Origin of the sequence: Streptomyces sp. NPDC088354 (assembly GCF_044753585.1) — a bacterium.
Classification (GTDB): domain Bacteria; phylum Actinomycetota; class Actinomycetes; order Streptomycetales; family Streptomycetaceae; genus Actinacidiphila.
This window is the reverse complement of sequence record NZ_JBIVNJ010000057.1, coordinates 1-19,500: the sequence shown is the minus strand read 5'-3', so window position 1 is coordinate 19,500 and position 19,500 is coordinate 1. Positions and strand designations below refer to the sequence as shown.

15 protein-coding genes are annotated in these 19,500 nt (G+C 73.5%); 12 read left to right on the top strand and 3 right to left on the bottom strand.

What is annotated here, in order from left to right; all coding sequences use genetic code 11:
- Positions 1-50 precede the first annotated feature (50 nt).
- From ACIP98_RS38830 to ACIP98_RS38795, 8 genes are all read left to right on the top strand, one after another.
- Positions 51-731, top strand: coding sequence for a response regulator (locus tag ACIP98_RS38830; RefSeq protein WP_319659232.1), 681 nt, complete (start codon positions 51-53; stop codon positions 729-731).
- A 113-nt stretch (positions 732-844) separates the two neighbouring features.
- Complete coding sequence (locus tag ACIP98_RS38825) at positions 845-3,502, top strand: DNA translocase FtsK (RefSeq protein WP_319659231.1); 2,658 nt, start codon at positions 845-847, stop codon at positions 3,500-3,502.
- Positions 3,503-3,733: 231 nt separating this feature from the next.
- The gene (locus ACIP98_RS38820) at positions 3,734-4,531 is read left to right on the top strand and encodes a RodZ domain-containing protein (RefSeq protein ID WP_319659230.1); all 798 of its coding nucleotides are present in this window, start codon (positions 3,734-3,736) and stop codon (positions 4,529-4,531) included.
- 114 nt (positions 4,532-4,645) lie between these two features.
- A complete protein-coding gene (gene rimO, locus ACIP98_RS38815; RefSeq protein ID WP_319659229.1) occupies positions 4,646-6,136 on the top strand; it encodes a 30S ribosomal protein S12 methylthiotransferase RimO in 1,491 nt (496 codons plus the stop codon).
- Complete coding sequence (gene pgsA, locus ACIP98_RS38810; RefSeq protein ID WP_401981128.1) at positions 6,133-6,873, top strand: CDP-diacylglycerol--glycerol-3-phosphate 3-phosphatidyltransferase; 741 nt, start codon at positions 6,133-6,135, stop codon at positions 6,871-6,873. Before rimO ends, pgsA begins: the two co-directional genes overlap by 4 nt.
- A complete protein-coding gene (locus ACIP98_RS38805) occupies positions 6,870-7,412 on the top strand; it encodes a CinA family protein (protein ID WP_319659227.1) in 543 nt (180 codons plus the stop codon). Before pgsA ends, ACIP98_RS38805 begins: the two co-directional genes overlap by 4 nt.
- A gap of 94 nt (positions 7,413-7,506) precedes the next feature.
- Positions 7,507-7,893: a helix-turn-helix transcriptional regulator gene (locus tag ACIP98_RS38800; RefSeq protein ID WP_319659226.1), complete on the top strand. Its 387-nt coding sequence runs from the start codon at positions 7,507-7,509 to the stop codon at positions 7,891-7,893.
- A 237-nt stretch (positions 7,894-8,130) separates the two neighbouring features.
- A complete protein-coding gene (locus tag ACIP98_RS38795) occupies positions 8,131-8,607 on the top strand; it encodes a DNA starvation/stationary phase protection protein (protein ID WP_319659225.1) in 477 nt (158 codons plus the stop codon).
- A gap of 724 nt (positions 8,608-9,331) precedes the next feature.
- Here the strand turns inward: ACIP98_RS38795 and ACIP98_RS38790 are convergent.
- A complete protein-coding gene (locus ACIP98_RS38790) occupies positions 9,332-10,159 on the bottom strand; it encodes a DNA-formamidopyrimidine glycosylase family protein (RefSeq protein ID WP_319659224.1) in 828 nt (275 codons plus the stop codon).
- A 17-nt stretch (positions 10,160-10,176) separates the two neighbouring features.
- The gene (locus ACIP98_RS38785) at positions 10,177-14,841 is read right to left on the bottom strand and encodes an ATP-dependent helicase (protein WP_401981126.1); all 4,665 of its coding nucleotides are present in this window, start codon (positions 14,839-14,841) and stop codon (positions 10,177-10,179) included.
- 152 nt (positions 14,842-14,993) lie between these two features.
- Between ACIP98_RS38785 and ACIP98_RS38780 the strand changes: the two genes are divergently transcribed.
- From ACIP98_RS38780 to ACIP98_RS38765, 4 genes are read left to right on the top strand one after another with little or no spacing between them, the layout of a single operon-like run.
- Positions 14,994-15,842, top strand: a complete 849-nt coding sequence (locus tag ACIP98_RS38780) for an AraC family transcriptional regulator (protein WP_319659222.1) — start codon at positions 14,994-14,996, stop codon at positions 15,840-15,842.
- Between the two features lie 25 nt (positions 15,843-15,867).
- Complete coding sequence (locus ACIP98_RS38775; protein ID WP_401981137.1) at positions 15,868-16,641, top strand: AzlC family ABC transporter permease; 774 nt, start codon at positions 15,868-15,870, stop codon at positions 16,639-16,641.
- The gene (locus ACIP98_RS38770; protein ID WP_319659220.1) at positions 16,638-16,946 is read left to right on the top strand and encodes an AzlD domain-containing protein; all 309 of its coding nucleotides are present in this window, start codon (positions 16,638-16,640) and stop codon (positions 16,944-16,946) included. The genes ACIP98_RS38775 and ACIP98_RS38770 overlap by 4 nt, the downstream gene beginning before the upstream one ends.
- Positions 16,947-16,995: 49 nt before the next feature.
- Entirely contained in the window at positions 16,996-18,201 is a 1,206-nt protein-coding gene (locus ACIP98_RS38765) for a helix-turn-helix domain-containing protein (protein WP_319659219.1), read from the top strand.
- A 16-nt stretch (positions 18,202-18,217) separates the two neighbouring features.
- Here ACIP98_RS38765 and ACIP98_RS38760 read toward each other — a convergent pair whose 3' ends face one another.
- Positions 18,218-19,126: a hypothetical protein gene (locus ACIP98_RS38760; protein ID WP_401981125.1), complete on the bottom strand. Its 909-nt coding sequence runs from the start codon at positions 19,124-19,126 to the stop codon at positions 18,218-18,220.
- Positions 19,127-19,500: the final 374 nt, after the last annotated feature.

Here is a 19,500-nt window from a genome sequence, read left to right as displayed (position 1 = left end):
CGTCCATGGGGGCGGCACCCGGTGCAGTGCCGGGACGAGGAGGACGGGCCATGGTGCAGAAGGCCAAGATCCTCCTGGTCGATGACCGGCCGGAGAATCTGCTGGCGCTGGAGGCCATCCTCTCCGCGCTCGATCAGACACTGGTGCGGGCATCGTCCGGGGAGGAAGCGCTCAAGGCGCTGCTCACCGACGACTTCGCGGTGATTCTGCTCGATGTCCAGATGCCGGGCATGGACGGGTTCGAGACCGCGGCGCACATCAAGCGCCGGGAGCGCACCCGGGACATCCCGATCATCTTCCTCACGGCGATCAACCACGGTCCGCACCACACCTTCCGCGGCTACGCGGCCGGCGCGGTCGACTACATCTCCAAGCCCTTCGACCCGTGGGTGCTGCGGGCCAAGGTCTCGGTCTTCGTCGAGCTCTACATGAAGAACTGCCAGCTGCGTGAGCAGGCCGCCCTGCTGCGCCTGCAGCTGGAGCAGGGCGCGCGGCAGGGTGCCAACGGCGCCAAGGAGCCGGTGGGCCTGCTCGCCGAGCTGTCCGCGCGGCTGGCGGCGGTGGAGGAGCAGGCGGAGGCGCTCTCCAAGCAGTTGGACGAGTCGGCGGACGCGGCGGCGGTGGCGACCGCGGCCCATCTGGAGCGCAAGCTGACCGGACTGCGCCGGGCGCTGGACGCCCTGGAGCCGGGCACGGGCTCCGGCGACAAGAAGATCCCCTCGCAAGAGTGACCAGCGTTGGCCGCTTGACGCCTCGTCATCCTTGGTGCGCCCGGGGCGCGACACGAACGGGCGTATCTGTGGCCACAGGTGTCGCGCACGGGACGGAACGGTAACCTCGCACCATGGCCCCACGTACGTCCGGCACCGCGAAGAAGGCTGCCGCCAAACCTGCGGCCAGGCCCGCGGCGAAGAAGGCCGCCACCAAGCAGCCGGCGGCGAAGAAGGCACCCGCCAAGAAGGCCCCGGCCAAGAAGGCGGCACCCGCCAAGCCCGCGCCCAAGCCGGCGCCCTCGCCGACCGGGGGCGTCTACCGGCTCACCCGGGCGCTGTGGCTCGGCCTCGCGCACGCCGTCGGCGCGCTCTTCCGGGGCGTGGGCCGGGGCGCGCGCGGTCTCGACCCGGCGCACCGCAAGGACGGGCTGGCACTGCTGCTGTTCGGCCTCGCCCTGGTCGTCGCCACGGGCACCTGGTCCGATCTGCGCGGTCCGGTGGGCGACCTGGTCGAGATACTGATCACCGGGCTGTTCGGCCGGCTGGACCTGCTGGTGCCGGTCCTCCTCGGGGCCGTCGTATGGCGCCTGATGCGCCACCCCCAGCAGGCGGACGCCAACGGGCGGATCGTGATCGGCCTGTCCACGCTCGCCGTGGGTGTACTGGGCCTGGTGCACATCGGCTGCGGCTCCCCGGGCCGGGGCCAGGGCGCCGACGCCATCCGTGACGCGGGGGGACTCATCGGCTGGGCGGCCTCCGCGCCGCTGCGCTACACCGTGGGGGCCCCGCTGGCGGTCGCCCTGCTGGCGCTGCTGTCCTTCTTCGGGCTGCTGGTCACGACCGCGACCCCGGTCAACGCGATCCCGCGCCGGCTGCGGGAGGCCGGAATGCGGCTCGGGCTGGTCGAGGTGCAGCCGGAGGAGGAGCCCGACGAGGACGCGGTCCCGTTCGGCGACCTGTTCGACGACGAGCCCGCCGGCGGCCCCGGCGGCGAGGAGACGGCGCCGCGGCGGCGCGGCCGGCGCCGCCCGGAGCAACCACCGTTGCCGGACCTGACGCCCGGCGGCCTCGGCACGGTCGATCTGGCCTACGGGGTCGCCGCGGACCTCGACGGCGCGCTGACCTACGGCGTCCCCGGCTCGTCGGTCGTGGCGGACCTGGTGCACCAGTCGGTGCCGCAGGCCCGGGACAACGCGACCGCCGAGGCGCCCGAGGCCACGTCCGGGCCCTCCGTGCCGGACCTCACCAAGAAGTCGGGACCCGGTGCCGGGCAGCCACTGCCGCCGCGCGCCGAGCAGTTGCAGCTGTCCGGCGACATCACGTACTCCCTGCCCTCCCTGGACCTGATGGAGCGCGGCGGCCCCGGCCGTACCCGCAGCGCCGCCAACGACGCGGTGGTGGAGTCGCTGAAAAGCGTCTTCTCGCAGTTCAAGGTCGACGCGGCGGTCACCGGGTTCACCCGCGGCCCGACGGTCACCCGGTACGAGGTCGAACTCGGCCAGGCCGTCAAGGTCGAGCGGATCACTGCGCTCGCCAAGAACATCGCGTACGCCGTCGCCAGTCCCGACGTGCGGATCATCAGCCCGATCCCCGGCAAGTCCGCGGTCGGCATCGAGATCCCCAACAGCGACCGGGAGATGGTCAACCTCGGCGACGTGCTGCGGTCGGCGGACGCCGCCGGCGAGGAGCACCCGATGACGGTGGCCCTCGGCAAGGACGTCGAGGGCGGCTATGTGATGGCCAATCTGGCGAAGATGCCGCACATCCTCGTCGCGGGTGCCACCGGCTCCGGCAAGTCCTCCTGCATCAACTGCCTCATCACCTCGGTGCTGGCCCGGTCCACCCCCGACGAGGTGCGCATGGTGCTGGTCGACCCCAAGCGTGTGGAGCTCACCGCGTACGAGGGCGTCCCGCACCTCATCACGCCGATCATCACCAACCCCAAGCGGGCCGCCGAGGCCCTGCAGTGGGTCGTGCGCGAGATGGACCTGCGCTACGACGACCTGGCCGCCTACGGCTTCCGGCACATCGACGACTTCAACGCGGCGGTGCGCAGCGGCAAGGCGAAGCCGCCCGAGGGCAGCGAGCGCGAGCTGTCCCCGTACCCCTACCTGCTGGTGATCGTGGACGAGCTCGCCGACCTGATGATGGTCGCACCGCGCGACGTGGAGGACGCGATCGTCCGCATCACGCAGCTCGCCCGCGCGGCCGGCATCCACCTCGTGCTGGCCACCCAGCGGCCCTCGGTCGACGTGGTGACCGGCCTCATCAAGGCCAACGTGCCCTCGAGACTGGCGTTCGCGACGTCCTCGCTCGCCGACAGCCGGGTCATCCTGGACCAGGCCGGCGCCGAGAAGCTGATCGGAAAGGGTGACGGGCTGTTCCTGCCGATGGGTGCGAACAAGCCGATCCGCATGCAGGGCGCGTTCGTCACCGAGCAGGAGATCCACGCCGTCGTCGAGCACTGCAAGGCGCAGTTGACGCCCTCCTACCGCGACGACGTCGTGGTGGGGACGGGGCCGAAGAAGGAGATCGACGAGGAGATCGGCGACGACCTCGACCTGCTCTGCCAGGCCGCGGAGCTCGTGGTCTCCACCCAGTTCGGCTCGACGTCGATGCTCCAGCGCAAACTGCGTGTCGGTTTCGCGAAAGCGGGCAGGCTCATGGACCTGATGGAATCCCGCGGGATCGTCGGTCCCAGCGAGGGGTCGAAGGCCCGCGACGTGCTGGTCAAACCGGACGAGATGGACGGGGTGCTCGCGGTCCTGCGTGGCGAGACCGGCGCGTAGCCCGTTCGTAGCCCATCCGTAGCTCACTCGTAAGTGGGCACAGAGCAACCGTTTCTCCTGCCCGTACGTCAAGTTAGAGCAAGGGGAAGGCGTATGGCCGACTGTCATCGGCGCCGGTCACGACGGCAATCCTGATGGCGGACAAACAACGCCCGCCCGCTTGCCCGACCTTTTGCAACCCCCCCTAGACTGAGTCTCCAGCAGGTGGCTACACGCTCGAAAGGCGCACTCGTGTCCATCGGCAACCCGCCCCCCGACGACCGTCCCTCGGTCGGTCGTGCCCTCGCCCGAGCCCGTCTCGACGCCGGGCTCACCGTCGACGAGGTCAGTTCCACCACCCGTGTGCGGCCGCCCATTGTCCATGCGATCGAACAGGACGACTTCTCCCGCTGCGGCGGTGACGTCTACGCCCGGGGTCACATCCGGGCGCTGGCGCGCGCCGTGGGCCTCGATCCCGAGGTCCTGGTGGCGCAGTTCTCCGCCGAGCACGGCAGTTCCCCGTCCCCCACCCCCGTGGCACCGCTGTACGAGGCGGAGCGGATGCGGCCCGAGCCGCGCCGCCCCAACTGGACCGCCGCCATGGTGGCCGCCATCGTCGCGGTCGTGGGTTTCGTCGGCTTCACTCTGTTCAACGGCGGCGACGACAGCGGCAAGCAGCCCGTCGCCGGCAAGCCGTCCGCGCAGAGCCCCGCCGCCAAGCCCTCCGCGAGCCACAAGACCAGCCCCACCCCGGAGGCGACCGACAGCGCCATCGCCGCCGCCCCCGGTGACAAGGTCACGGTCAAGCTCACCGCCGACAACGGCAAGAGCTGGATCCAGGCCGTCGACAGCAACGGCAAGCAGCTGTACCAGGGCAGCCTGGAGCAGGGCGACGCCAAGACCTTCACCGACAAGAAGAAGGTCAAACTCATCATCGGCAACGCCGGTGCCGTCGACCTCTTCGTCAACGGCAAGGACCTGGGCCCCGCGGGCGACCCCGGTCAGGTCCAGCGGCTGGCCTTCACCCCCGGCGACCCGGAAGCCGGGTGACGTCCGCCACCACGGGCGCGCGAGCACACTGCGGCGCCCGGCCCGGGGCACCTGACCCCGGGCCGGGCGCCGCAGCGCGTCAGAGCCCCGTCAGGGACAAAGTAGGCTGAGCCTATGTCCGAACCCCGTACCGTCGCCCTTGTCACGCTCGGCTGCGCCCGCAACGAGGTGGATTCCGAGGAACTCGCCGGCCGGCTGGCGGCGGACGGCTGGCAGCTCGTCGAGGACGCCGCCGAAGCCGATGTCGCCGTAGTGAACACCTGCGGCTTCGTCGAGGCCGCCAAGAAGGACTCCGTCGACGCCCTGCTGGAGGCGAACGACCTCAAGGCCCACGGCCGCACGCAGGCCGTCGTCGCGGTCGGCTGCATGGCCGAGCGGTACGGCAAGGAACTCGCCGACGCGCTGCCCGAAGCCGACGGCGTGCTCGGCTTCGACGACTACAGCAACATCTCCGACCGGCTGCAGACCATCCTCTCCGGCGGTGTGCACGCCTCGCACACCCCCCGGGACCGGCGCAAGCTGCTCCCGATCAGCCCGGCCGAACGGCAGGCGGTCACCACCGTCGCGCTGCCAGGGCACTCCCAGGCCGCCGAGGACGCCGAGGCGGCCGCCTCCGCCCCCGCGGACCTCCCCGACGGCCTGGCGCCCGCCTCCGGGCCGCGCGCCCCGCTCCGCCGCCGTCTGGACACCAGCCCGGTCGCCTCGGTCAAACTGGCCTCGGGCTGCGACCGACGCTGCTCGTTCTGCGCGATCCCGTCCTTCCGGGGTTCCTTCGTCTCGCGCCGGCCCTCGGACGTGCTGGGCGAGACGCGGTGGCTGGCCGGTCAGGGCGTCAAGGAGATCATGCTGGTCAGCGAGAACAACACCTCGTACGGCAAGGACCTCGGCGACATCCGGCTGCTGGAGACGCTGCTGCCGGAGCTGGCGGACGTCGAGGGCATCGAGCGGGTCCGGGTCAGCTACCTGCAGCCCGCCGAGATGCGGCCCGGCCTGATCGACGTGCTCACCTCCACGCCCAAGGTGGCGCCCTACTTCGACCTGTCCTTCCAGCACTCGGCGCCCACCGTGCTGCGGGCCATGCGCCGCTTCGGCGACACCGACCGCTTCCTGGAGCTGCTGGACACCATCCGCTCCAAGGCGCCCGAAGCCGGTGTCCGCTCGAACTTCATCGTCGGCTTCCCGGGCGAGACCGAGGCGGACCTGGAGGAGCTGGAGCGCTTCCTGAGCGGCGCGCGGCTCGATGCCATCGGCGTGTTCGGCTACTCCGACGAGGAGGGCACCGAGGCGGCCGGCTACGAGGGCAAACTTCCGGAGGACGTCGTCGCCGAGCGGCTGGCGCGGGTCTCCCGGCTCGCCGAGGAGCTGACCGCGCAGCGCGCCGAGGAGCGCCTGGGCTCGACCGTGAACGTGCTGGTCGAGTCCGTCGACGAGGAGGACGGCGCGGTGGGCCGCGCCGCGCACCAGGCGCCCGAGACCGACGGCCAGATCATCCTGACCTCGTCGCGGGGCCTGGTGGCCGGTTCGTTCGTCGCGGCGAAGGTGGTGGACACCGAGGGCGTCGACCTGGTCGCCGAGCCGCTGTGCACGGAGGAGACGGGCAGATGACCGGAGTCCCGGCGTCCGCCGCCGGAAACCACCGTCCCGCGGCGCCGGCTCCGGCGCCCGCGTCGCCCGTCGCGGCCAAGCCCAGCGTGTGGAACATCGCCAACGTCCTGACGATGGTGCGGCTGGTGCTGGTGCCGGGCTTCGTCGTGCTGCTCCTGCACGGCGACGGACACGACCCGGCCTGGCGCTCCTTCGCGTGGGCCGCGTTCGCCATCGCGATGATCACCGACCTCTTCGACGGTGAGCTGGCCCGCCGCTACGGCCTGGTCACCGACTTCGGCAAGATCGCCGACCCGATCGCCGACAAGGCGATCATGGGCGCCGCGCTGGTCGGGCTGTCGGCGCTGGGGGACCTGCCGTGGTGGGTCACGGTGGTGATCCTCTTCCGCGAGCTGGGCATCACGCTCATGCGCTTCTGGGTCATCCGCTGGGGCGTCATCCCGGCCAGCCGCGGCGGCAAGCTCAAGACACTCACCCAGGGCGTCGCCGTCGGCATGTACATCCTGGTGCTGACCGGACCGCTGGCCACGATCCGGGCGGTGCTCATGGGCGCCGCGGTGTTCCTCACCGTCGTCACCGGCATCGACTACGTGCGGCAGGCCGTGGTGATGCGCAGGGCCGGGCTGGCGGCGCGGCGGGCGGCGATCGCCCGGGTGGCCGTGGCGGCGGTCGCCGGCGGTCAGCAGGGGCAGGCAGGCGAGGCCGGGCCGGCCGGAGAGCCGGGGCGGGACGCGTGAACGTCGCCGCCGAGGTCCTGGAGCTGCTGGTAGGCCGCTCCGCGACCCTGGCGGTCGCCGAATCGCTCACGGGCGGGCTGGTCGCCGCCGAGCTGACCTCGGTGCCGGGCGCCTCCCGGGCCTTCCGGGGCTCGGTCACCGCGTACGCCACGGAGCTCAAGCGGGACGTGCTGGGCGTGGACGGGACGCTGCTGGCCGAACGCGGCGCGGTCGACGCGGGGGTCGCGCGAGGCATGGCGGAGGGCGTGCGGCGCGTGCTGCGCGCCGACTGGGGGGTGGCGACGACCGGGGTCGCCGGCCCCGATCCGCAGGACGGCCAACCGGTCGGCACGGTGTACGTGGCGGTCGCCGGGCCCGGGAGGACGGTCGGCGAGAAACTGCAGCTGAACGGCGACCGCACCGCCATCCGTATCTCCACCGTGGACGCCGTGCTCACCTTGTTGCACCAGAGCCTGGTGGCGATCGGGAGAACACCTGACGAATCCGCGGCGGCCAAGGGTAGGGAAGAGAGTGGGGGGAAGGGATGTTTGCAGCCCTGAGTGAACACGTCATCGCTCCCCGCACGGCCGACGCCGGAGGCGGTACGGTGGGGCAAGAAGGTTGCGAATTCGCGGTCCGAGGAGGGAGCCACCGATGATTCTGCTCCGTCGCCTGCTCGGTGACGTGCTGCGTCGGCAGCGCCAGCGCCAGGGCCGCACCCTGCGTGAGGTCTCCTCATCCGCCCGGGTCTCCCTGGGCTACCTGTCGGAGGTCGAGAGAGGGCAGAAGGAGGCTTCCTCCGAACTGCTCTCCGCGATCTGTGACGCCTTGGACGTCCCGATGTCCGAGGTGATGCGGGAGGTCAGCGACGATTTGGCACTTGCCGAGCTCTCCGAGTCGGCTGCTGTCGGATCGGCAGCCGCGCCTATGCGGCCGCTGCTGGGCGCGGTTCCGTCCGTTCCGTCCGGTCGCCCGGACGAGCGGGTCACCATCAAGGCGCCGAAGGCGCCCACCGAGGCCGTGGACGTCGTCGCGGCCTGAGGAGCGACACAAGCAGTTCCGGGACGAGGCCCCGGCCGGTGGATCACCGGCCGGGGCCTCGCTCTTGTGCGCGTACGCGGGGCGGACTGCCGTTCCTCCCACGGGTGTTGGCGAACGTTCCCGTGCCCCCTGCGTCCTCGTGCGGGGGGTGCGTGTGCGCGCGGGGCCGGGGAAGGCGTACGGGAGTCGCCGCCGAGGCGATCTTCCCTGTCCGACCCGACCGACCTTGGAGGACGGATGACGAGCGTCGCTGTGAAGAGCACCCTGTCCGAGGAAGCCCGCACGACCGTGGGCGACGCACTGCAGCACACCGTGGCGGATCTGATCGACCTGTCGCTGGTCGCCAAGCAGGTGCACTGGAATGTCCAGGGCCCCCGCTTCCGCTCCGTCCACCTTCAGCTCGACGATGTGGTGACCACCGCCCGGACCTACGCGGACACCGTGGCGGAGCGGTGCGCGGCGATCGGCGTGTCGCCGGACGGCCGGGCGGGAACGGTGGCCAAGACCAGCCTCGTCCACGAAGTGCACGAGGGCTGGATCAAGGACGGCGAGGCCGTGGACGTCATGGTCGCGGCTCTGGGGTCGGTGATCCGGCGGGTCCGGGCCGGCATCGAATCGACCGGGAAGGCCGACCCCGTCAGCCAGGACGTCCTGATCGGCCTGGCCGCCGAGCTGGAGAAGCACCACTGGATGTTCCAGGCCGAGAACGCCTGAGGGTCGCGCTCGGTGACGGTCGCCCACGGTGCGCCTGCCCCCCGGGATCGTTGCGGACGGTAGCCGTTTGTGTACGCCAGTGGAGTGAACGTCGTGTGGGGTGGGACGGCTGAGGTCTAGGGATCTTGACGGGCGGGGATCGCACTTCTGTACGGGGAAAGCCCGGGCGTTCGTCCCTGGTGATTCCCGCCGCAACCTCGGGGCTCCGAAGGAGGCGGCCATGTGCGTCATTCGGCTGTTTCAGGAGCTGTGGGCCCGGCGGCCCGTCCGCTGGGTCATCGCTTTCGTCGCGGGCGCCTTGTGGTGGTGGGCCATGGTCCGGCTCACCGTCCAGCCCGCCCAGGCAGGTCCCTTCGAAGGTCTCGTTGCAGCCGGCGGCTGGGGCCTGAGCATCATCCCGATGCATTCGGCGAGGTGGTCACGGGGACCGGACGGCGCGGTGGCGCCCGTTCGCGAGGACGGCGCCTCCATGGGCAGATGGCCATGGGGGAGAGTGCCGGGGCCGCGCAGCCACTCCCTGCCAGGGCACGACGACTCCGCCGTCGGGCGAGTGAATCTCGCCCGTCGTGAAGGCTGAGCCGTCACAGGCCGGGGAACCGGGAAAAGCCGGGAGGAGCACAGTGTGCGTCACGTCCCCCGGGTCGCCGAGGCGGCCCGGGGGCGCGGCGCGTGCGGTGGCCCACTGGGTGCCGTGTGACCTTCCCACGCGGGAGCTGACGTTACGTCAGTAGTTGCGGGACCCGGAACGGGCCGCCGCCTGGGGGGCCGGACCGATCTGGCAGCGGGGGCACCAATAGGTCACCCGCGCCTGGCCGCGCGGGCCTTGGTCGGCGACGCGGATCATGGTGCCGCAGCGCAGGCAGGGTTGGTGGGCCCGGCCGTAGACCCAGTGGGTGCGGCCACGGCGGGTGTCCCCGGTGGTGATGTGGCCGTGCCGGGTTTTGTTGGCCTCCAGCAACCGCTGGGCCAGGTCGACGACCCGCTCGGGCGCCGGGACGTCACGGACCGGCGTCCACGGTGTGACACCGCGCAGGAAGCACAACTCGCACTTGTAGACATTGCCGATGCCCGCGAGGTTGCGCTGGTCCAGCAGCGCCTCGCCCACGGAGCGGTCCGGGTTCGCCCCCAGCCGGTAGGCGGCCTCGACGGGATCCCAGTCCGGGCCGAGCAGATCGGGGCCGAGATGGCCGACCGCCTTGTCCTCCTCGGCGGTCCGCAGCAACTCCAGCACCGGCAACCGGTAGCCCACCACGACCTGTTCGGCGTTGGCCAGCACAGCCCGGACCTGGTGGTCGGGGCCGCCCCGCCAGCGCTCGTCCGGCCCGTACACCTGCCAGGAGCCCTCCATGCGCAGGTGCGAGTGGAGGGTCAGCCCGCCCTCGACCCGGGTGAGCAGATGCTTGCCGCGCGCGACCACCTCCTCGACCTGCCGGCCGGACAGATCGGCGGTCGCCAGGCGCGGCACCCGCAGGTCGCTTCGGAGCAGCACCCTTCCGGCCAGCGCGAGGTGCAGGCGGTGCGCGGCGCGCCAAATCGTGTCTCCCTCGGGCACGGCGTCCCCCCTCGTCGTCAGGCCCGCAGCCGCAGGCCGCGGGGCGTGGCGTGGAATCCCGCCGCCTCCAAGGCGCTGCCGAGCGTGGAGGTGAGGGCCGGCTCGCCATTGGTGCGCTCCACCGTCAGGCGGCCCAGCGCCCCGTCCCGTACCGCGAGCGCCAGGGCGTCGGCGGCCGCCTGGAGGCGTTCCTCGTCCTGGGCCCAGGCCAGCAGCGTCTTCCCGCCGCGCTCCACATAGAGCACGAGTTCGCCGTCGACCAGCACGACGAGTGCGCCCGCCTTGCGGCCCGGCCGGTGGGTCACCCCGGTGGGCTGCTCGGGCCACGGCAGGGCGGCGCCATAGGCATTGGCGGGATCGGCGGCAGCGAGGACGACCGTACGGGCCTTCTCGCGGCGGCCCTCCTCGCGGTCGCGGGCGTTGCTGATGGCGCGCAGCCGGTCCACGGCGCCGTCCATGGCGAACTGGGCGGCGCCCAGGCCCTCCACGACGTAGCCGCGGCGGGCCTGACCGGTTTCCTCGAAGGCCGCCAGCACACGGTAGGCGGCTGAGAAGCCGCCCTCGACGCCCTCGGCGGCCACCGCGCCGCGGGTGACGACGCCGTGCCGGTCCAGCAGGGTGTGGGTGAGGGCGTGCGCCCGGTGGGTGGGGTCGGTCTCCAGGGCCGGTACGAGGGACCAGCGGCCGGCCGTGGTCGGCGGGCCGCCGCGGGACGCCGTGGCGCGTGGCACGCCACCCGTGCGCCCGGTGAGGCCCCCGTAACGGCCGCGCGGGACGGCGCGGGGCGCCCGGTGGGCGGTCGAGCCCGCGGTGCGGCCCGAGCCCAGCAGCGCGCGCAACGGCGAGAGGGTGTCGTTGGTGAGCCGGCCCGACCAGGCCAGCTCCCAGACCACTTCGGCCAGTTCGGGGTCGCTCGGCTCGTGCCCGGCCGCCCGCACCTGCTCGGCGATCTGCCGGAAGAACAGGCCGTAGCCCGCCGACAGCGCGTCAAGGACGGCGTGGTGGAGCGGGGAGAGCTCCAGGGGCTGCGGCTCGGGGAGCAACAGCGGCGCGGTCTCCGCGAGATACAGCGACACCCAGCCGTCCTTGCCCGGCAGGGCGCCGGCCCCGGACCACACCACCTCGCCGGCCGAGGTCAGTTCGTCCAGCATCGCCGGGGTGTAGCCGGTGACACGGGCCGGGAGCACCAGCTTCTCCAGGGCCGACGCGGGCACGGCGGCGCCCTGGAGCTGCTCCACCGCCCGGACCAGCCCGTCCAGGCCGCGCAGGCCGTGGGTGCCCACGTGCTGCCACTGCGGCAGGAAGGAGGCCAGGGTGGCCGGCGGCACCGGCTCCAACTCGTGGCGCAGCGCGGCCAGGGACCGGCGGCGCAGCCGGCGCAGCACGCCCGCGTCGCACCACTCGTGCCCGGCGCCTCCGGGGCGGAACTCGCCCTGGACCACGCGCCCGGACGCGGCCAGACGGTGCAGCGTGCCGTCCGCGACGGCCGTGCCCAGGCCGAAGCGGTACGCCGCCTCCGCGGAGGTGAAGGGGCCGTGGGTACGGGCGTGGCGGGCCAGCAGATCCGCCAGCGGGTCCTTGACGGGCTCGGTGAAGGCCTCCGGCACCCCGACCGGGAGCGCGGTGCCCAGCGCGTCCCTCAGGCGCCCGGCGTCCTCCACGGCCGCCCAGCGGTCCGCGCCCGCGACGCGCACGCGGATGGCGCGGCGCGCGGTCTCCAGGTCGCTCGCCCAGCCCGGGTCGGCGCCGCGGGCCGCCAGCTCGGCGTCGTCGAGCGGCCCGAGCACGCGCAGGAGGTCGGCGACGCCTTCGGCGTCCTTGACCCGGCGCTCCTCGGTGAGCCACTGCAACTCCCGCTCCAGCTCCGCCATCACGTCGGCGTCGAGCAGTTCGCGCAGCTCGGCCTGGCCCAGCAGCTCCGCCAGCAGGTGGGAGTCCAGGGACAGCGCCGCGGCGCGCCGCTCGGCGAGCGGGGAGTCGCCCTCGTACAGGAACTGCGCGACGTAGCCGAAGAGGAGCGACTTGGCGAAGGGCGACGGCTCGGGGGTGGTGACCTCTACCAGCCTGACCTTGCGGGACTCGATGTCGCCCATCAGCTCGACCAGGCCGGGGACGTCGAAGACGTCCTGCAGGCATTCGCGGACTGCCTCCAGGACGATCGGGAACGAGCCGAACTCCGAGGCGACCTGGAGCAGTTGCGCGGCGCGCTGCCGCTGCTGCCACAAGGGGGTGCGTTTGCCCGGGTCGCGGCGCGGCAGGAGCAGGGCGCGGGCGGCGCACTCGCGGAAGCGGGAGGCGAACAGCGCGGATCCGCCGACCTGGTCGGTGACCAGCTGCTCGACCTCGCCCTTGTCGAACGCCACGTCGCCGGCGCCCACCGGGGACTGCTCGGTGTCGAACTCGGCACCCTGGCGGGCCGGGTCCACGTCCATCAGGTCGAGGCCCATCAGGTCGGCGTCGGGCAGGCGCAGCACGATGCCGTCGTCGGCGTGCATCACCTGCGCGTCGAAGCCGTACCGCTCGCCCAGGCGGGCGCCCAGGGCCAGCGCCCAGGGCGCGTGCACCTGCGCGCCGAACGGCGAGTGGATCACGACGCGCCAGTCGCCGAGCTCGTCGCGGAAGCGCTCGACCACGATGGTGCGGTCGTCCGGCACATGGCCGCAGGCGCGCCGCTGCTCGTCCAGGTAGGCCAGCACATTGTCGACGGCCCAGGGGTCCAGGCCGGCGGCGGACAGCCGTTCACGCCCCTTGGCGGGGTCCAGCCTGCCGACCTCGCGCAGGAACGCGCCCACCGCCCGGCCCAGTTCCAGCGGGCGGCCCAGCTGGTCGCCCTTCCAGAACGGCAGCCGCCCGGGCACGCCGGGCGCGGGGGAGACCAGGACCCGGTCACGGGTGATGTCCTCGATGCGCCAGGAGGTCGTGCCCAGGGTGAAGACGTCCCCGACCCGGGATTCGTAGACCATCTCCTCGTCGAGCTCCCCGACGCGGCCGCCGCCCTTCTTTGGGTCGGCGCCCGCGAGGAACACCCCGAACAGGCCGCGGTCCGGGATCGTGCCGCCCGAGGTCACCGCCAGGCGCTGCGCGCCGGGGCGGCCGCTCACCGTGTTCGCCACCCGGTCCCACACCAGGCGCGGCCGCAGCTCGGCGAAGGCGTCCGAGGGGTAGCGGCCGGCCAGCATGTCCAGCACGGCGGTGTACGCCGAGTGCGGCAGCGCCGCGAAGGGCGCGGCCCGGCGCACCACCGCCAGCAGCTCGTCCACGTCCCATGTGTCCAGCGCCGTCATCGCGACCAACTGCTGCGCGAGGACGTCCAGTGGATTGGCCGGGACGCGCAGCGCCTCGATCGCGCCCTCCCGCATGCGCTCGGTGACGACGGCCGACTGCACCAGGTCGCCGCGGTACTTGGGGAACACCACGCCCGTGGAGACCGCCCCCACCTGGTGACCGGCACGGCCGACGCGCTGCAGCCCGGAGGCCACCGAGGGCGGCGACTCCACCTGGACGACCAGGTCGACCGCGCCCATGTCGATGCCCAGCTCCAGGCTGGACGTCGCCACGACGGCGGGGAGCCGGCCCGCCTTGAGGTCCTCCTCGACCAGGGCGCGCTGCTCCTTGGAGACCGAGCCGTGGTGTGCCCGCGCCAGTACCGGCGGTGCCCCGTGCGCGGCGCCGGACTGCGCCATGATCTCCGCCGGCGGCGCGCCCTCGGGCAGCGGCTCGCCCGTGGCGCGCTCGTACGCGATCTCGTTCAGGCGGTTGCACAGACGCTCCGCCAGGCGCCTGGAGTTGGCGAAGACGATGGTGGACCGGTGGCTCTGCACCAGGTCGGCGATGCGCTCCTCCACGTGCGGCCAGATCGACGGGCGCGGGTCGTCGGTCTCCGAGGCCGGGGAGCCGCCCAGTTCGCCCAGGTCCTCGACCGGGACGACCACGGAGAGGTCGAACTCCTTCTGCGAGGGGGGCTGTACGACCGTCACCTTGCGCTGCGGCGACAGGAAGCGCGCCACCTCGTCCACGGGGCGCACGGTCGCGGACAGGCCGATGCGCCGGGCGGGGCGCTCCAGCAGTTCGTCCAGCCGCTCCAGGGACAGCGCCAGATGCGCGCCGCGCTTCGTGCCCGCCACGGCGTGCACCTCGTCGAGGATCACGGTCTCCACACCGCGCAGCGCGTCCCGCGTCGAGGAGGTCACCATCAAGAACAGCGATTCGGGCGTGGTGATGAGGATGTCCGGCGGCCGCGTCGCCAGCGCCCGCCGCTCGGCGGCCGGAGTGTCGCCCGACCGGATGCCCACCCGCACCTCGGGCTCCGGCAGCCCCAGGCGGACCGCCTCGTGCCGCAGGCCGGTCAGGGGGCTGCGCAGATTGCGCTCGACGTCGACGGCGAGGGCCTTCAGCGGCGAGACGTACAGCACGCGGCAACGGCGCTTGGGGTCGGCGGGCGGCGGTGTCGACGCCAGGCCGTCGAGGGCGGCGAGGAACGCCGCGAGGGTCTTCCCGGAACCCGTCGGGGCCACCACGAGGACGTCGGAGCCCCCGGCGATGGCCTTCCACGCCCCCGCCTGCGCGGCTGTGGGCGCGTGGAAGGCACCCGTGAACCACGCCCGCGTGGCCGGTGAGAATCCGTCGAGCGCCCCGGCCGAGTCCGCCTCCTCCGGTGCGCCCCCGCTGTTCCGTCGCGACATGCCTTCCATCCTGCCTCGGACCACTGACAACGCGCGCTCGTCCGGCCCAACCCGTGCGCGCTGCGTCTGTGACGGATGTGGTGTGCGCGACGCAGGTGGCCGCGGGGACGGCTGCCGGCCGGACCCGGGGCCGGGCGGCGCAGAATGGGGGCATGGCAGGGGAGGAGCGGGCGCGGCACTGGCGGCATCCGGGGTTGCCGGGCGTCGATCTGCTGCGGGCGCGGTACGTGCGCAAGACGTTCGTGCGGCACACGCACGAGTCGTTCGTGATCGCGGGCATCACCAAGGGCGTCGAGGCCTTCCAGCACCACGGCACGGTCGAGCGGGCCGGCCCTGGGGCGCTGGCGCTGATCAACCCGGACGTGGTGCACACCGGCCACGCCGGGGTGCCGGAGGGCTGGGCGTACAGCGTGATCTACCCCGGGGCGGACGTGGTCGCCGATGTGGCCGCGGAGACGACGGCGATCCGCGGGGCGCCGCGTTTCGCGACGGCGGTGGCCGATGATCCCGAGGCGGTGCGCCTGGTCACGGAGGTGCTGCGGGCGGCCGAGGCGCACAACGCCCTCGCCGCCGACACCATGATGCGGCTGGTGATCGCGCGCCTGCTGCGGGACCACGGCGGCACGATGGCGGCGCGGACGCCGCTGACGGCCGGGGCGCGCAATGCCCAGCGCGCTCGTGAGCTGCTGCAGGAGCGGCTGGCCGATCCGCCGCCCCTGGCGGAGCTCGCGGCGGCCCTGGACACGAGCCCCTTCTCCCTGCTGCGCGCCTTCCGCGACCTGTACGGGATGCCCCCGCACGCCTGGCTGACCGACGCACGGGTGCGCAGGGCACGCCGTCTCCTGGACGCCGGAACGGCACCCGCGGCGGCGGCCGTGGCCGTCGGCTTCACCGACCAGTCCCACCTGAACCGGCATTTCACGCGCATCGTCGGTGTACCGCCCGGCGCCTACCGGCGGGAGCGCAATAACGTACAAGACGGCTCCCAGGGCGCCGCCTAACGTCGTCCGGGTGACCGCAGCACCCATGGACGCCGAGAACGCCGAGAACGCCGAGAACACAGACAGCCCCGAGAACACGGACAACGCCGAGCAGGCGGACCACGCCGCCGAGGGGGCGCGCCCCGGCCGGCCGCGTCCGGCCGTGGTCCGCGACGCCCTGGCAGTGGGCGTCGCGGTGGGGCTCTCCGGGTTCGCCTTCGGCGTGACCTCGGCAGGAGCCGGGCTGAGCCTGCTGCAGACCTGTGCGCTCAGCCTGCTGGTCTTCACCGGCGCCTCGCAGTTCGCGCTCGTCGGCGCGCTGGGCGCGGGCAGCGGGGCCTACGCGGCCGCGGCGGGGGCGTTCTTCCTCGGCATACGCAACGCCTTCTACGGGCTTCGCCTGTCCGGACTGCTCGGGCTCCCGCGCGCACTGCGCCCGTTGGCGGCACAGTGGGTGATCGACGAGACCTCGGCCGTGGCGCTCGCCCAGCCCGACCGGGCGAGCGCCCGTCTCGGATTCACCGTCACCGGGGCCTGCCTCTACGCGTTGTGGAACCTGACGACGCTCGGCGGTGCCCTGGGCGCCGCCGCGCTCGGCGACCCTGCCGACTGGGGCCTGGACGCGGCCGGCCCCGCGGTCTTCCTGGCGCTCCTCGCGCCCATGCTGCGGGGCCGCCGCGAGCGGGCCACGGCGGCCGTCGCCGTTCTGCTCGCGCTGGTCGGCATGCCGTTGCTGCCGGCCGGTGTGCCGATCCTGGTCGCGGCGCTTGCCGCGCCCCTCGTCCTGGTCACCACCCGCCGTGAGGAGAACGCGCGTTGAGCACCTGGATCGCCATCGCGGCCACCGCGTTCGGCTGCTACGCCGTGAAGCTGCTCGGTCTGTCCGTCCCGGCCGGCTTCCTGGAACGCCCCCTGGTGCGGCGGCTGGCCGCACTGCTGCCCATCGCGCTGCTGGCGGCGCTGACGGCACTGCAGACCTTCGGCGAGGGCCGCACCCTGGTGCTGGACGCTCGCGGTGCCGGACTGGCGGCGGCCGCGGTGGCGCTGGTGCTCCGCGCGCCGTTCCTCGTGGTCGTGGCGGTGGCGGTCGTGGTGACGGGATCGCTGCGGGCCGTCACGGGGTGACCCGTTAGGGTGACCCGTCACAATCGTTGCGGAAGTGGGGGTAGGGACGATGGCGGCCGACGCCCTGCCGGTCCTCTCCGACGCGGCCCGTGCTCTCGCCGCGCGCTGCGAGTCCAAGGCGGGCGATCTCGCCCGGATCACCGACGCCGCCCTGACCGGCCCTCCGGCGCTCGCGGACCTCACACCGGAGGCGAAGGACCCCCGCATCGCGGCAGCCGCGCGGCACGGGCTGCGCTGGCTGATCCGGCGTGCCGTGCGGGGTGACCGGGGCGACACGCGCCTGTTGCGGGAACGCGCCGCCCAGCACGCCGACGACGGGCTGCCCCTGCACCTGCTGCTCCGCGGCCAGTTGCAGGGCACGCACGCCCTGTGGCGGTCGCTGCGCGCCGCCGCGCGCCCCGGCGAGGAGGACGCGCTGATCGAACTGGCGGGCTTCCTGCTCGCCGCCCAGGAGTACCTGGTGGGCGCGGTGTCCGAGACGTACGTCGACGAGCGGGCCGCCCTGGCGGCCGAGGAGCGCGAACGCGACCGCTCCCTGGTGCGGGCGCTGCTCGACGGCACCCTCCCCGTCGACCGTTTCCCGGCGGCCCGGCTCGGCCTGGCGGACGGCGCCCTGGTGCTGGCCTTGCGGCTGCCGCCCGGCGACGGCCCGGTACGCGCCCCCCTGGCGGTGCGACGGGATCTGCGCCGCGTACAGGCGGCGCTCGACCGGACGTACGGGACGGACGTGCCCGCTGTGCTGGACACCGGCGGCGGTCACGCGGTCGTGCCCGGCCACGCCGTGCCGCACGGCACCGACGCGGACCTGCTGGCGCGGCTGCGACACGCCTGCTCCCCGGAGATACGGGTGGCGGCCGTGCCCGCCGCGGATCCCGGCGCGATCGCCGGGGCGGCCCGCACGGCCTCGGAGATCCTGCGGGTGGCCCGGGCCGGCGGACTCGCGGCGGGACTGCACAGGCTCGACGACGTGCTGCTCGAGTACCACCTGGCGCACCGCGACGGCAGCGGGGAACGGATCGCGGCGCTGCTCGACCCGATCACCGGGCGGCCGGACCTGGTGGAGACCCTGCGCACGTACCTGGGCAGCAGGCAGGAGCGCCGGAGCACGGCCCGGCAGTTGGGCCTGCACCCCAACACGGTGGACAACCGGCTGGCCCGCATCACCGAGCTCACCGGCCTCGACCTCGCCACGCCCCACGGCACGGCCCTGGCGCTGGCCGCGCTCCTGCTGCGCGACGCCGCCGCGGCGGGCTGAGGGGGCCGGGGACCCTTCAGCCGTCCAGGGACCGGCCGTAGGCCCGCAGCGTGCGCAGGGCGTCGACGGTGACGACCGGCCGCCACTCGAGCGCGGTCCCGGGTGCCCACGCGTGCCACCGGATCGGCCAGCCGCCGTCGTCCTGCTGCTGCGCCGCGAGGAAGTCCAGTGCCGTGTCGGTCTCGGTGTCCGAGAACCACTGGCGGGCCAGCGAGTCCGGGCCGGTCGCGTAGTCGTACGCGAAGTGGTGCTCGCCGGGCGCGTAGCCGGACGGGACGGGCTCGTCCCCCGCGCGCCGCGGGTCGAGCACGACGAGGCGCTGCTCGCGCACCAGGCGCCCCAGCCGCGCGGCCGCCTCCCGGGCCCGCATCCGGTCCGGCGCGTGGTCGAGGAACGCCAGGGCCGCGACGACCTCGTAGGGATGGGTCTTGTCCAGCGCGTCGATGGCCTCCCAGCAGAAGTCCGTCGCCCGGAACAGCCAGGCGTGCCACACCCCGTTGCGGTGCAGCGTCCCGACCACCGGGGCGGTGGTCAGCAGGTCGCCCGGCGGGTCGTCCACCACCGGCAGCCAGGGGGCGACGGGGTAGCCGCGCACGGAGGGGTGCACCGCCGGCAGTGCGCCCTCCGGGGTGGAGACGGCGGTCAGGTAGCGGCAGATCCGCTCGGCGCGCTGGCTGCCGCACCTGCCGATCTCGTCGAGCACGCGCAGGGCGCGGGCGACGTGCAGCGGCTGGCTCACCGGGCCGCGCAGGTCCGGCTCCAGGGCGTGGCCGAATCCCTCGTCGTCGTTGCGGTACGCGGTCAGCGCGGACTCCACCGCGTCCGCCGGTCCGTTCCTGAAGTGGTACGCGAACCTGCGCTGGTCGAGCACGCGTGCGGTCAGCCACACGAAGTACTCGGCGCGCTCTAGCGGGGTTGCTGGCATGTGCGCACAGTAGGCCTCCGTGCGCTCTCTGCATACGGCTGCGCCCTTGGTGCACCCTGCCGTGCGACCACGCGCCCCCCGGCGCGGGACACCCGGTGCCGGAGGTTGACGTTCCGTACGAACCGCGCGGCCGAAGTGCCCCGGAAACCGCGGAGCGCAGGAGTGGCGACGGCGGATCCGCTGCGGTGGAAAACGGGTGCGGGGATCCGGCGGCCGGGCACGGGAGCGTGCGGCGGCCGCGCCGCGCTCCGTGCTCCTCACGACGCTTCCGCTCCCCCCCCCCATTACCTTGTTGATCAGCCCCGCAATGGGGTGCCCGGCCTCTGGGACGGCATGACTGTTCCCCCCTGTAGTCCGCATGATCTGGGGGGTGG